This window comes from Pseudorhodoferax soli (assembly GCF_003337555.1).
GTDB lineage: Bacteria > Pseudomonadota > Gammaproteobacteria > Burkholderiales > Burkholderiaceae_C > Pseudorhodoferax > Pseudorhodoferax soli.
The window spans coordinates 121630-134843 of record NZ_QPJK01000002.1; the positions used below are offsets into that span (position 1 = coordinate 121630).

Here is a 13214-nt window from a genome sequence, read left to right on the forward strand (position 1 = left end):
GAACCGGTCGGTGTGCACGCTAGAAGATGCCTGGCAGGGTGAAGGGATTGGCGATCTGCTTGCAGGCGGCCTGGCGCATCAGCTCATCGACGCTGGCGGTGGCGCGCGCACTGCTGCCGTTGATCACGACGCCGGTGAGCGGCATCCAGAACACGTGCTCGTGCACATCAGGCGTGTCGCGCGCGACGATGATCAGGCGCGCCATCGTGGTGGTGCCGGGCAGCAGCCGCTCCAGCTCGGTGCTGATGTCGCGCCCGACGTTGTCCATCACCAGCTGCATGCGCGGGGCTTGGCCGCTCACGTCGTCCGGCAGCGAGAACCCGAACGGCAACGCGATGTAGGTGATGCCCTGGCTGGTGAAGTCCTGCACGTCGTTGCAGATGTGCATGGGCCCAGTGAAGCTGGGGTTGGTGACCTCCAGCAGCTCGACGTGGCCGACCGTGTTGGTCAGCCGCTGGTTGCGTTCGCGGAACTGGGTCATCGCAGGTACTGCAGGGTGACATCGCGCTTGGCCAGCGCGTAGCCCGACGTGACGGGCACCAGCTTGCCGATGTCGCCGCCCTTAAAGCGCACGCTCAGCAGCTGGTTCGTGCGCGGGTTGAGCCAGTCGAAAAAGCCGATGCGCTTGATCGTCTGGAAATACCAGGTCTCAAAGCTGATCGTGTCCTGCTGGGCATAGAACATCAGCGATGCGGGAATGTCCACGATCACCCTGCTCTGCCCGACCCGCATCTTGGCCAGGCCGCGCTCCATTTCGGAGACGACCACGCCCGGGTCGAACTCCTCGCCTGCCCCCTCCAGCAGGATGCAGACGTAGTCCGGTAGTGCTGCCATCACATCCCCATCTTTCCGCGCGCACGCATGGCTTGGCCGATGCTGCCGCTGTCGGTTGCAAGTTCGCCGGCGATCTCATCCTTGATCGCCTTCTTGATCGTCACGATCAGGTCCATGCCGCCGTTGGCGTTGGGCCGCTTTTCGGCGGTCACCGCGGCGCCCGCTTGGTTGTAGATGTTCACGTCGCCAAAGCCGCCGCGAACCGCTGGAACAAATGGGGCGCTGCTGGATCCGCCCACCCCGCCAGCGGCATGGCTGCGCCCGCTGCGGATCGTTGACACCAGCTGCGCGAAGCCCTGCGGCCCGCCGATGCGCGCCATGTCGCCCTGGTTCAGGATGCCCTCGCCCTTGTGGACGATGCCGGCCGGCTGGTACTTGCCACCAGGGCCGGTGTATCCGCCCTCGGCCCAGCCGCCACCGAACCAGCTCATGACCCCCGACAGCAGGCTGCCGAAGGCTCCGCTGCCGCCCGACCCACCCGACGCCCCCTTGGCCCCGAACAGCGAGTTCACGAGCTGCTGCCCGAGCTGCTTGCTGATCAGATTGTTGAACTCGTTGAACACGGACTTGCCGAAGTCCTTGAGCGAGTCCTTGGCGCTCTTGGCGCCGCCCGCCAGGTCGGAGAAGAGGTTGGAGAACGAGCCCTCGAAGGTTGAGCGCAGCTTGTCGCCGAGTGGATCCAGGCTGGCGTTCAACTCCTCCATCTGCAGCTTGACGCGGCCAAAGGCCTGCTGCTGCTCAGGTGTGAGGAGACCGAGAGCCTGCAGCTGCACGAACTTGTCGATCTCCTGCTGCAGCAGCCCGATGCGCTCGCGCCGCGCGGCGCCAGTGCGCTGCAGGGCCTCCATCTCGCTGATCGTGCCGGCCTCACGGTCGATGGCGATGCGCCTTTCGGCGTCGCTCAGGTCGCCCTGGATCAGCGAGAACTGCTGCGTGAGCTGATTCAGCTGCGCCTGTGCAACAGTCGATTCCTTGAGCTTGGCGAGCGTGTCGAGGCCCTGCTGGTTACCGTTCGCCGTGAACAGCTTCTTCAGCCCCTCATTGGCCTTGTCGAAGTTCAGCGCCGCCGCCTCCGCGGTCTGGCCGCGCAGCTCCATCAGCCGGGTGTTCACGTCCTGCAGCGAGTCGGCCAGGTCCTTGGCGGCCTGCTTCTGCTTCTCGTCCAGCTCGATGGCGGCCAAGCCGGCGTCCTGCTGCACCTTGGCGCGCTTGGCGACCAGGTCGGCGATCTTGCCCTCGGCGTCGGCCCGGTCGGTCTTCTTGTCCGCGCTGGCCCGGTACTTCTGCAGGGCGGCGATCTGGGCGTCGTAGGCCTTGACCTGGCCGGCCGTGGCCTCCTCCAGGATGGCGCGCTGCGCATCGTAGAAGCCCTGAACAGACAGCAGCCCTTGGCCGTTGTACAGATCCAGCATGCGGTTGCGGTCGGCCATGAGGCCGGTCTGCTCTTGCACCAGGCGCTCGAATTCCTTCAGCTCGTTGCTCAGCAGGTTCTTGGTGGCATCGTCGCCCTTGACGGCGATGCGCCCCGGCTTCGGTCGCGGCTTCGCGGGGTCGGCTGCCGGGGCCGGTGCGTTGTTCGCGTCCCGGATCATGCCGGCCTGGGTCTTGCGCAGCGTTTCCAGCTCTGCGGACAGGCTGTTGACCTCCTCGGTCGCTTTTTTGAATCCGCCCGTACCGGGGTAAGACCCACCAAGCCGTTCCTGGGCCTTCGCGAGCTTTCCACCGACCTCGTCGATCTTCTCGCCCAACCGCTCGATCGGGTCGTCCGCACCATGCAGCGCGCGGGCAATGCTGATGCCCAGTCCCGTTCCAACCTTGCCAAGGAAATTGACGATGCCGGCGCCTGCCTTGGTGGTGTACTCCAGGATGAGTGCCAGGCCGGAAACGAAGGTGTTGAATCCTTGCTTCGCCTCCTGCGAATTGAGCGTCTCCGAGAGGCTACGCACGCCCTCGGTCGCACCCTGCAAACTTCCGTCGTCGCCCGTCATCAGGCTGTTCAGGCTGTGCTGCAGCTCGGTGACTGCGCCGCCGAAGGTGTTGCGCGCGGCCTCTGCCGCGCCGCCGTACGACGACTTGAGCGCGTCCAGGATGATCTTCTGCGCCTCGGCTGTGCGGCCGGTGTCCTGCAGGCGCTCGACCAGCTTCTTCTGGTCCTCGCTGAAGCGGAAACCCTGCTTGGACAGAGCGGTCAGGCCCTCGGAAGGAACGTCCAGCGCCTTGCCAACGGTCTCGGCCGCCTGCTCCACCGTCATGCCCAGGCGCGCGGCCATGTCGACCGCGGCCTGCAGCGCTTCGGGAAACTCGTTCCCGACGACGTTGGTGTAGGCCAGCAGGCGCGTCTGCGCGCGGTTGATGTCGCCGTCGCTGAAGACGCCGGCCATGGCCGAGGCCATCTCGTTGAGCTCGTCGGCGGAGTAGCCGGCCGCCTCCTTCGTGCTCTTGAGCACCGCGACCAACTGGGCCTGCTCGGCCTGGGCATCTTTGGATTCCTGGATGAACTTACCGAAGGTCGAGCCGATCGTGATTCCGGCGAAGCCCGCAGCGATCGCGCTGCCCAGCGTGGACCACTCGCGCTCGATCTCCTTCTTGCGCTTGGACAGCTCGCGCGCGGTGCGCGCCGCCTGGCGCTCAGCCTGCGTGGCGCCCTGCGTGAAGCCGCCGATCTTCATGATCAAGTCGAGCGTCAACGTGCCAAGGCTCCTGCTCACGCTGCCACCTTCATTTCATCATTCATGGTTTGCCCTCTACCGGCAAGGGATGGGAGATCAGACCTCGACCGAGCCGACGCGGCGAACGCGCAAAGCGGCAGTCTTGCCGGCCGCGACTTCGATGCTGATATAGACCGTCATGTTCGCGGCCTCGGTCGCATCCACTGTCATCGCAGGGATGCGCAGGAACCGGCGACGCGTGCCGGCCGTGTACAGCTTGGTGGCATCGTTCTCCTGCAGGTGGTTGCGGCCAGGCTGCGTGCCGGCCCAGGACTTCGTGCGCAGATGGAAGGACAGCACCGATGCGTCGTCCGGCACCTCCACCTCGATGATGGCGCACACCGCGAATGAACCAGCGCCGCCAGCGATCTGTCGCTGGAACTCGAAATACTGCGTCGCCGACCCGGCGGTGCACACGACTTGCTGCCAGTCGGTCGGGTCGCTGTCGGTAGATGCGACTTTGGAGCAGACCGCCGTCGAGCCCGTCCCGCCGTTTGACGCAAGCCATCCATCCGCAACCACCCCGGACGCGCCGCCCGCGACCGATCCCGCGGTGCCAGCCATGACGCCATTCACGATGCGCGGGCTGGCCGCGCCCACCGGCGCCCATGAAGCCGGCGACACCGGGACTAGCGCTGGGCGCATCACGTCATACAGCCGCAGCCCCATCCGCTCGGCGCCGTTGGGTGCTGGGTGCACACCGTCATAGAGGATCGACACCGGGATCGTGCCGCTCGCCTGCTGCGGCACGTCGTCCCATTCGACCAGCGTCACCAGCCCCTGGTCGCGCGCGTCGCGCAACAGCTTGTTGACCGCCAGGCGCAGTGCGATTTTCGGCGCCGTGACCGCACTGGTATTCGGCATCAGAAGCCCGACAATGGCCGCGCGGCCCGTCGCCTTGATCTTGCCGACGCCAGACATGATCTGGTCAAACAGCTGCTGTGCGGTCAGCGCTCCGGCCACCAGGTCGTTTGTGCCGGTGTACAGCACGATGGTGCGTTCAGTGGTCAGCGTGGGCAGCCACGCATCCATCGCTGCGACGATGTTGGCCGTGATGTCCCCGGACATACCGAGCACCTTGCCCGGAAGAATGGCGCCCCCAGCAACGGCGATCAGGTGCGACCCATAGCCGCGAATGTCGCGAGCGACAAGCGGCGGCGTGTTTACTTCCGTGAATGACGTCAGAGAGTCGCCAACGAATCCCACGACCATGGGCGCCCCAAAAGCGTCGGCCTTGCCGTCCGCCAACGTCTTGAGCGTCTTGCCCTGCTCTGCCGACAACGCAGCCGTGGAGCCGCCCGTGGTTAGGTCATCGACGATGGGAGTGGCCGCCCCGCCGCCCAGGGAAGCGACCTGGCCCCAAGCGCCGCCCGTCTTGAGATAGACGACGCCGGCGGTCTCGTCGAGGCACAGATCGCCGTTGTCGCCCATACCGGACGCGGGAGCGCCGGTGCTGGCGTGCACGCGGTTGTCGTCGCTCGCCAGCGTGAACTTCTTGAACGCGATCACCGCGGTGCGGCCGTGGCTGGCGGCAGCGTTGGCTGCAGCCGATCCTGCGGTGGTGGAGAGCGTCCACAGCCGCTTGACCGCAGCGGGCTCGGCCAGCACCTGCAGGTCGATGCCGTCGTACCAGACCGGCAGGCCCATTGCGATGCAGGCGCGCTCGTCGGCAAGGCCTTGCAGGAAGGCCGCGCGGTCTGCGTAGACCTTTTTTGTGCCAGGCACGCTGTCGCCCTGGGCCCGATCCAACGCGGAGATGTACCGCTGCGTCGATCCGGTGGGAGTGGTGAATTTAGGCATCTTGCTTTTCAATTTGGTTGGTGCCGGGTGCGCACATCGACGGGTGCTCCGAACATGCGCGCGATCATTTCCAGGGATGCGGGTGACGCTTCGGCCGGCTTCTCTTCAGGCGGCGCGTCGTGGTAGCGCAGGAACTTGTCCAGCGTCTCCTTGCCGCCGTTGCTGGCATGGCGCTGCCAGTCCGATCGCCCGAACAGGAACTCAAGCCGGTGCCCCACGTTCAAGGTGCCGAAGCGGCTGCGGTACTCGGCCCACACCATCACTTCTTCAGCGCTCAGGCGCTCGCGGGCTTCTGCGAGGGTTCGGCCGCCGATTCCGTTGAGGACGAGCTCGCAGAGGAGCTCGTCGGCGGCCGTGAGTTTTTTGCGTCACCACCCATGGCCTGGTTGATGGCCACCAGCAGCTTGAAGCCCAGTTGCGAGTTCAGCGCGCGGGCGTTCTCGGCGCCGAGCGGCACCAGCTTGCCACCCTCCTCGACCAAGACCATCTGGCCGATGGCCGCCGCCCGCTTATCTGGCGAGTCGTCCAGCTGCAGATCCATGGCCATGCCGAAGGCCATGGGCTTGACGAAGACATCGATCGCGTAGTCCTCGCCGTCGTCGCCCTTCCAGTCGATGGTCTGCAAGACCGGTTCGAGGTCGCGGATCGCCCCGGCCGACTTCATGCCGGCCAGGCCTTTGAGTTTTTTCATGGGGTCCTTTGAATGGTCAGTTGACCTGCTTGAGGTTCGGCGGCGTCGCGTCCTGCACGGCCAGCAATGCGGTACGAAGCGCTGCGTAGTCCACGCTCTGCAGCGCCGCCTCGCCAGAGGTGCGGGCCAGCCGTGAAGCCACCGCCATGGCCTGGCCAATCATCACGGAATGCAGCTCCATGCGGGTCGAGCCGAAGGCCGCGTGGGTTGCAGAGACGCAGAAGCTGGCCGACACGTTGGCCGCGTCTGCAGCCTTTGGCACCGCAGCCTCATAGGGGAAGGGGTACGCCTGGTCCGTGCCGCCCGTGGCCGTGCCGAAGCCGCCCTCCGTGCTGATGCCGTGCGGCGTCTGGCTGGTGTCCACCACCCGGCGCACCGCGTGCGAGTCGAGCGGGTAGCTGAAGACGCCGATGGTCTTGAGCGAGCGCGGCGCCGTGCCGTCGGTCATGGCCGTGTCGTTGGCGTCGAACACGAAGTCGCCGACCATGCGGCGCATCTCACGCACGTACAGTTGGCTGGGCCAGTGCAGTTGGTCGTTCGGGTGCGGGTCCAGGTAGTGGTACATGTCCCAGCCGTGCGTGCGCATTCGGCTGGAGAACGCGGTTGGGATGCGGCTGTCGCCGCTGTAGCCCAGCCAGTACAGGAACCCGCGCAGGTAGTCCTCGTGCGCTTTCCAGGATGCCTCGCGCCCGGCCAGGGTCGTGGCGTAGACGTACGCGTTCGCCTTCGCGCCGCCCACCCAATCGGTCGTCCCGACGCCCTGGTTGTTCAGGTCGAAGATGTTGGCCGGCTGGCCGCTGGAGCTGCCCAGGTTGAACTCAAGGATCACGTCGTTGAACGTGGTGGGCTGGCCGGAGGCGAGCCATCGCGCATGGATCTCGTACTGAGACGCGTCGTAGTTCGCCGGAGGCGTTGTTGTCAGCGGCAAGCGGCGCGTGTTGGTGATCGTCGTGGTGAGACGAAAGTTGTAGCTCTGGATGTCCTCGTCCGCCTGCCCCAGAGTTTTGAGATTGGCCGGGTAGATGCCGGGCAGCAGACCGGAGCCGGGCACGTCAGGGGTGACGTAGGGACTGGCGCTCCACTTGCCATTGCCTTGCGCGCCACGGTAGCCGCTCAAGGCTTCCAGGCCCGTGCCTGCGGCTTCGCGCCCCGTGACGGTCGAGACGCCGGCCACCGCCAGCAGATCGCCCTCGTAGCCACCGTCGTGGAAGTACTTGCCCACGAAGGTGCGCCCGTCGCGCGTGGTGATGCTGGTGACCTTGTCGCCGGACTTGGTGGCCGACACCACGCCGCCGGAGAGATAGATCGGGATCGTGAGGCCACCGTCCCGGGCACCATCCAGCATCATGCGCAGCATGCGGGTGTAGTCCACGGGGCGGAAGTCGCTGGCGTTGTTGGGCCGGCCGAAGAGCTCGCGCACCTTCGTCGTCATCGTCTTGGCCAGGCCGCCCAGCTGCGAGAAGGCAATGTAGTCGGTCCGGCCCAGGCCGTGCGCGGACATGCCGCCCGGCTGGGTCTCCCGCCACCCGCCCACCAGCACCACCGATTCGCCGTCACGGGCGCACTGGATGGCGTAGGCCAGCGCACCAGGCGCCAGGCTGTAGACGATGTGATCTGCAGTGACCACGGCGGGCGCGAAGCCCGGCTCGTGGACCTCGATGTCGCCGTCGCGGATCTTGTCGCAGCAATCCCAGACCGCGGCATACAGGATCTGCATCTGCTGGTCGGTCATGCCCTCACCCACGAAGGCGGCGGTGATCCGCTGGGCTGATGGGGTGGTGCGGCCGTTGATCTTGCCGATGGTGATCGGCGCGGAGATGCTTCCGCCCGGGACCGACGTGCTGGCCAGCGTGTCCGTCTTGCGGCTCATGTGCCAGCCCTGCGCCTCGGCGGCGCTCAGCCGGTTGACCGCATGCATGCCGCCGCCGTCGCTGACCAGGCCGGCCGTGACTGCGGACATCGCGCCGAAAGAAGGCGTCTTGTCGGCCGCGGACAGCAGCTGCAGCCCTGCATTGGCCGAGCCATCGCTGGTGCCCATGTTGAACGAGGCAGCATCCACCTCGAACGTGGCCGACGTGTAGCAGCCCATGGAGACGTTGTCCTGCGACAGCGTGCCGAGCGTGATGCCGGTGTTCAGGAAGGCGCTGATGGCCGGGAACGTCATGCCGCGCTGCAGCACGAACGTGGGCGATCCAGCGACCGTCAGATCGTTGGTGCCCGGATTGCGGAAGTTGACCAGGGCTTGGGCTTGGCTGTCGGCCGACAGCAGCCACAGGCCGCGCAGCTTGGACCAGGCGCCGCACGCCTTGAGACGCTGCACCATGCGGTTGAGCGTGATCTTGCGGCGCGCGTTGGGGGTCGCGCCGGCGGCGTCCATGGCAGCGAACACCGCAGACGACTCGGCCTCGTACGCGAAGGCGGGCAAGGCACCGCCGCTGACGACGGCACGGGCCGAGGCCTGGAGCGCGGCTTTGATGGCAGGACGCATCGGATCAGCCCGGCAGGTAGGTGAAGAACTCGGCCGAGTCAACCTGCGGGCCGGTGCTGTTGCTCCAGACTGTGGCCGTGTGCGTGAAGCGCAGGCCGCACTCCGTTCCAAGCTGGGTCATCTCGGAATCGGGCTTCGTGGTGCTGAAGATCTCCACGCCGTTGACGCTCACGGTCTGCTTGTTTGGCTCGACCTTGAAGACGACTTCGCAATCCGTTCCCTCGGCGGGGATGTTCGTTGCCACGGCAGTCGCCAGAGCAGTGCTGGTGCCACTGCCATCGCGGTAGGACAGCGACCAACCTGCGGTGCTGTAGCCAAGCACAATGCCCTTGTCGGCAGACGCTGCCCCGCTCATATCGCCGCGCAGGTAGATGGCGAACGAGATACCCGTGGTCGGCGTGAATTGATGGAACTTGACCTTAGCCATCACGCCACCCGTTCCGGGCATGGTGATGCTGGTGCAGGTGTAGAAGAGGGTGATAGTGTTGCCCTGCGGCGATCCGCGCAGGCGCACCGGGTTGGGCGACGTGCCAGAAGCTGCCGCGCTGTAGCCGCTGACGCCTGCACCGCTGGACGTGGGCCGCTTGACCCAGTTGGCACCGGCGCTGTTGATCACGTCCTGCAGCAGCGTACCGGATGTGGCGGTGTTGAAGTTGGAACCCGCCACCAAGGCGTTCAGCCGCAGTTCGCCGAGCTCGACGGTGTAGTAGTTCTTGCCGGCGATGCGCTGGAAGGTGACGATGTATTCCTGGGCATTGGTGTTGCCCATGGCGACGCCGCCGCGCTTGATGAAGGGGCCGAGGCTCGGCGTGTTGGTTCCGTCGCCGATCAGCACGGTGGTCCAGCGCGCGCCGTCGGCCAGGCCGGCAGAGTTCAGGCTGAACGACATCGGGCCCGCGACCTGTTGCGGCGCCGAGACCATGCGGTTGCCGTCCAGTTGGATCGACGTGCCGAAGGCCACGGCCGCAGGCAGGCCGGATGGCAGCGTTGCGTAGGACTGCCAGTTGGCCAAGGTCGTGGCCGGCAGCGCCTTGAGTTCGTAGCCGATGCCGCCCAGGTCGGTGCGGCTCATCCAGTCGCCGACGGCAGCACCGGACAGGGAGAGCATGGCCGCTTCGTTGGCAGCGGCGCCGCGCCAGACGCGCGTTGCGCCGCCTGTACCGTAGGCCTTCCAGTTCGCCAGGGCGGTGGCCGGGCTCGCTGTCAGCTCGTAGGCTGCAGCGTTGAGGTCGGTGCGGGTGACCCAGTCGCCTACCGCCGCAGTGGCCGCCAGCATCGCGGCCTGATCAGCGACCGCCCCACGGAAGGTGCGTGTGCTGCCGCTACTGGCCGGCGCGCCGTTCAGAAGGCGTAGACCGTTGAGCGTGCTCGTGCCGACGATGGCGCCGCTGGAACCCGCTGCAGCATTGGCGTTGCCTGCCGTATTCGCAAGGTCCACGCCGCTTCCGGCTGCAAAGGACACCGCCCCCAAGCCGGTGACGACATAGGACATCGCAAAGGACCGCGGAAGACCGGGTGGGACAGTGACCGCGCACGCCACCTTGAAGTCGAGCGTCTTGTCCAAAGCAAGCAAGGTGTACGTGGACGCCTCGATCGCCTTGGGCTCCGGGTCGGACGCCGTTCCTCCCAGCGTAGTCTCCTGCGCCCAGGCGCCCAATGCCTTGCGGTAAACGATACCGGCCGTCTCGTCGAGTGCCAGGTCCCCGTTATCCCCTACCCCAACGCCAGGAGCACCGATCGTGGCCAGCACGCGGTTGTCGTCGCTCGCCAGCGTGAACTTCTTGAAGGCGATCACCGCCGTGCGGCCGTGGCTGGCAGTGGCGTTGGCAGCTGCCGAGCCTGCAGTGGTGGAAAGCGTCCAAAGCCGCTTGACCGCTGCGGGTTCCGCGAGCACCTGCAGGTCAATGCCGTCGTACCAGACAGGCAGACCCATGGCGATGCAGGCGCGCTCGTCTGCGACGCCCTGCAAGAAGGCCGCCCGGTCGGCATAGACTTTCTTTGTGCCGGGAATGCTGTCGGGCGCGTTGCGATCCAGCGCAGAGATGTAGCGCTGCGTCGTGCCTGCGGGAGTAGTGAACTTGGGCATGGCAGGCTCCGATCAGCTGGTGGTCCAGTCGCCAGCGGTGGGCTGCGAGTGGGGGTAGTCCATGCGGAACAGGCGCCACACGAAGCCGTCTCCATCGGCGAATGTCACGGCCGACTGCGCCGGCGATGGGCCACCGTCGGTGTTGGGGCCCGCCTCGCCTGCGCCGTTCCAGTCGCCCGGGGTGTTGGTGTCGTCGCGGAAGGTCACACCGACGGCAGAGACATCGCCAGGCATGGCCACCCAGCCGTAGTTGCCGGTCGTGGTCTGCAGGTTCTCGATCGTGCCGATCTTGCTGCCAGGCGAGCCGAACAGCGTTGCGGCATCCAGGAACGCTTGCGTGCCGCTGGTGTGCGCGTTGGCCGGGCCGACGAACCAGCGCGGCCGCGGGCCGGTGCCGGATGCCTTGGGGATCAGCACCTGCGTGCCGCTGATCTGGATGCCGACGGCGGACTTCACCACGTCGTTCAAGTTGAAGCTGAACGGGAACGAGCTCATGTAGCCCTCGAACAGCAGCCAGGACCGGCCGTCCGGCAGATCGAAGTCGTCGTTCACGACCGTGGGCGGCAGGTCGATGGTGCCGTCCGGCTCCATCGGGCCGTCACCCCAGCCGATCGCCCACTTGAGCGTCAGGCCCAGCTGCTTGAGCTGATACAGCTTCAGGTGAGAGGCGTCGGACGGGTCGATGTTGATGCCGAAGGAAGCCGCACCGGGCGAGCCCATGCCGGACACGTACTTGCGGTCCTTGCCCGAGTTCAGGCAGGTCGTCTCGATCTGCTCGACCGACGAATCGATGCCGTCGATGGTGGTGACGCAGCCGACGACGATGATGCTGTTGTCGCGGGGGTCGAGACCGAACAAGTCGGTGCCTTGGGTCTTTACGGTCATGGCGTGGGCCTTTGCAAAAGAAAAGGCCGCGAAGGCGGCCGACAGGTGGGAAAACGAAGAAGGCCGCGATATGCGGCCTTCGGGTGGGTGGCGGCCTTGCGGCTACCGGAAAACGATCCAGGACACGTCGAACCCGACGTGGAAGTTCTTGGTCTGCGGGTCGATGCTCTCGCCGCGCCAGGCGGTCAGGTGTGCATGGCCCTCGATCGCATCGCGGATGGCGTGCGCGACCGCACGCACGGTGTCCACGCCCTGCGATGGCTTGGCGTAGACATCGATCTGAAACAAGCCGGCGTCGTGGTCAGGCCGCCTGGCCAGCGTGTTGCCAGGCGTGCCGGCCGCGGTGCGCCAGACCGCGTAGGGGTACTGCACGTCCTGCGGCGCCATGCCGAAGGCATAGAACCGCAGCGGCCCGCGCAGCGCGCGCAAGTGCGCCTGGACGGCCGGCACGTTGACGGCTTTGAAGATAGGCGGGTTGTTCATGCGCCCGCCTTCTTGGCGATCTTGTCCAGCTCGCGCTCCAGGTTGGTGGCCGCGCCGGCTACCACCTGGTCGACGTTGCCCTCGAGCGCCGGGCGTAGGAATGGCTGCGCGGCCATCTGCTCGGTGCCGAGCTCCACCAGGTGCCAGTGCGGCGTGTTGCCCTTCGGGCCCGTGTCCGGGTTGCCCTTCGGGATGGCGCCGCGTTCGGTGGCCACGCCCACGCTGATCATGATGTCGCCGGTGCGCTTCTGGTAGCCGGAGCGCACGCGCTGCACCACGTTGTCGGAGATCTTGCGGCCCGTCTCCGGGTCGTTGATGCCCTCGGCATTGCGCTTCGCGGCATTGGTGACCAGGCGGGCGGCCTTGCCCAGCGCCGAGCGGCCGGCCTTGCCACGGAACTGCACCGGCAGCGCGCGCAGCTTGGCGATCGCGGAGTCGAAGCCCTGAAGGTCGAAGGTGTCGGCCATGGTCACTGCCCCTCGCCCACGCCGCGCGAGCACGGCGCAGTCAGATAGTCCAAACCCGATTCCTTATCCGGCAGGAAGTCGGCTGGGTTGTAGATCACGTCCGGCCGGCCGCTGCGCACGTGCACCAGGCGCATGGATGCGTCCAGGCCATCGCGGTAGCGGATGACGATGCGCGCGACGATCTCGGCCTGCGTCTTGGCGCTGGCGATGAACTCACGCGCGCTCAGGGGCTCGATCGAGGCCCAGACGGTGGCGACCTCGACCCACTGCTGCGCGGTCTCACCGGTGGAGGGGTCCTGCAGCACGGCGCCCGTTTCGTCCCGCAGGTAGTCCAGGCGCTCGATGCGGACCTGGTGACGCAGCTTGCCGGCTTCCATGGTCATGCCACCGTCGAGCGGCGCGAGCTAGCCAGCAACGCCGTAGCGCCCTGGCCCAGGGTATAGCCGTGGCCGGCGTGGGACGGCACGGCCGGCGCGCCGTCGCCATCGCGGAACCGGTGCTGCTGAGCCAGCTCGACCAGGACCGCAGCCTTGACTGTGGGACGAACGGCCGGCTTGCCCTCGCTGTCCACAGCCGGCACGGGGACTCCGTTGGCGTCGCGCACCACCGAGCCGGCACCATCTCGCGCCAGCACGTACAGGCGCCATTCGTCCTTGAGCCAGTCCCTCACGGCCTCGCTGACGGCCGGGATCATGATGGCGATCCAGGGGCCATCGGCGGCGGTGTCGCTCCGCACGTGCAGCGCGGCTTCCTGAACGGTTACCAGATCCAC

The 13214-nt window shown here is 66.7% G+C and carries 13 protein-coding genes; all 13 read right to left on the reverse strand.

The window, feature by feature from the left end; translation table 11 throughout:
• Positions 1-19 precede the first annotated feature (19 nt).
• The 13 genes from DES41_RS07175 to DES41_RS07235 all read right to left on the reverse strand — a co-directional run bounded on the left by DES41_RS07175 (position 20) and on the right by DES41_RS07235 (position 13214).
• Positions 20-481, reverse strand: coding sequence for a DUF1833 family protein (locus DES41_RS07175; protein ID WP_114466969.1), 462 nt, complete (start codon positions 479-481; stop codon positions 20-22).
• Positions 478-834: a hypothetical protein gene (locus DES41_RS07180; RefSeq protein ID WP_245965610.1), complete on the reverse strand. Its 357-nt coding sequence runs from the start codon at positions 832-834 to the stop codon at positions 478-480. The genes DES41_RS07175 and DES41_RS07180 overlap by 4 nt, the downstream gene beginning before the upstream one ends.
• Positions 834-3542: a phage tail length tape measure family protein gene (locus DES41_RS07185; RefSeq protein ID WP_147282806.1), complete on the reverse strand. Its 2709-nt coding sequence runs from the start codon at positions 3540-3542 to the stop codon at positions 834-836. Before DES41_RS07185 ends, DES41_RS07180 begins: the two co-directional genes overlap by 1 nt.
• Before the next feature lie 57 nt (positions 3543-3599).
• Positions 3600-5342, reverse strand: a complete 1743-nt coding sequence (locus tag DES41_RS07190; protein ID WP_114466971.1) for an SGNH/GDSL hydrolase family protein — start codon at positions 5340-5342, stop codon at positions 3600-3602.
• 8 nt (positions 5343-5350) lie between these two features.
• Positions 5351-5602, reverse strand: coding sequence for a hypothetical protein (locus DES41_RS07195; protein ID WP_114466972.1), 252 nt, complete (start codon positions 5600-5602; stop codon positions 5351-5353).
• Positions 5603-5616: 14 nt separating this feature from the next.
• Positions 5617-6033 carry a phage tail assembly chaperone family protein, TAC gene (locus DES41_RS07200; protein ID WP_114466973.1) on the reverse strand — a complete coding sequence of 139 codons (417 nt, stop codon included), beginning with the start codon at positions 6031-6033 and terminating at the stop codon, positions 5617-5619.
• Positions 6034-6049: 16 nt separating this feature from the next.
• On the reverse strand, positions 6050-8521 hold the full coding sequence (locus DES41_RS07205) for an FAD-dependent oxidoreductase (RefSeq protein WP_114466974.1): 2472 nt from the start codon (positions 8519-8521) through the stop codon (positions 6050-6052).
• Between the two features lie 4 nt (positions 8522-8525).
• Positions 8526-10607 (reverse strand): hypothetical protein, encoded by a 2082-nt coding sequence (locus tag DES41_RS07210; RefSeq protein ID WP_114466975.1) that lies wholly within the window; start codon positions 10605-10607, stop codon positions 8526-8528.
• Positions 10608-10619: 12 nt separating this feature from the next.
• On the reverse strand, positions 10620-11492 hold the full coding sequence (locus DES41_RS07215) for a phage tail tube protein (RefSeq protein ID WP_114466976.1): 873 nt from the start codon (positions 11490-11492) through the stop codon (positions 10620-10622).
• A gap of 102 nt (positions 11493-11594) precedes the next feature.
• Positions 11595-11975 (reverse strand): tail completion protein gp17, encoded by a 381-nt coding sequence (gp17, locus tag DES41_RS07220; protein ID WP_114466977.1) that lies wholly within the window; start codon positions 11973-11975, stop codon positions 11595-11597.
• On the reverse strand, positions 11972-12442 hold the full coding sequence (locus DES41_RS07225; protein ID WP_114466978.1) for an HK97-gp10 family putative phage morphogenesis protein: 471 nt from the start codon (positions 12440-12442) through the stop codon (positions 11972-11974). The genes gp17 and DES41_RS07225 overlap by 4 nt, the downstream gene beginning before the upstream one ends.
• A 2-nt stretch (positions 12443-12444) precedes the next feature.
• Positions 12445-12825, reverse strand: coding sequence for a phage head closure protein (locus DES41_RS07230; RefSeq protein WP_114466979.1), 381 nt, complete (start codon positions 12823-12825; stop codon positions 12445-12447).
• Positions 12822-13214 (reverse strand): hypothetical protein, encoded by a 393-nt coding sequence (locus DES41_RS07235; protein ID WP_114466980.1) that lies wholly within the window; start codon positions 13212-13214, stop codon positions 12822-12824. The genes DES41_RS07230 and DES41_RS07235 overlap by 4 nt, the downstream gene beginning before the upstream one ends.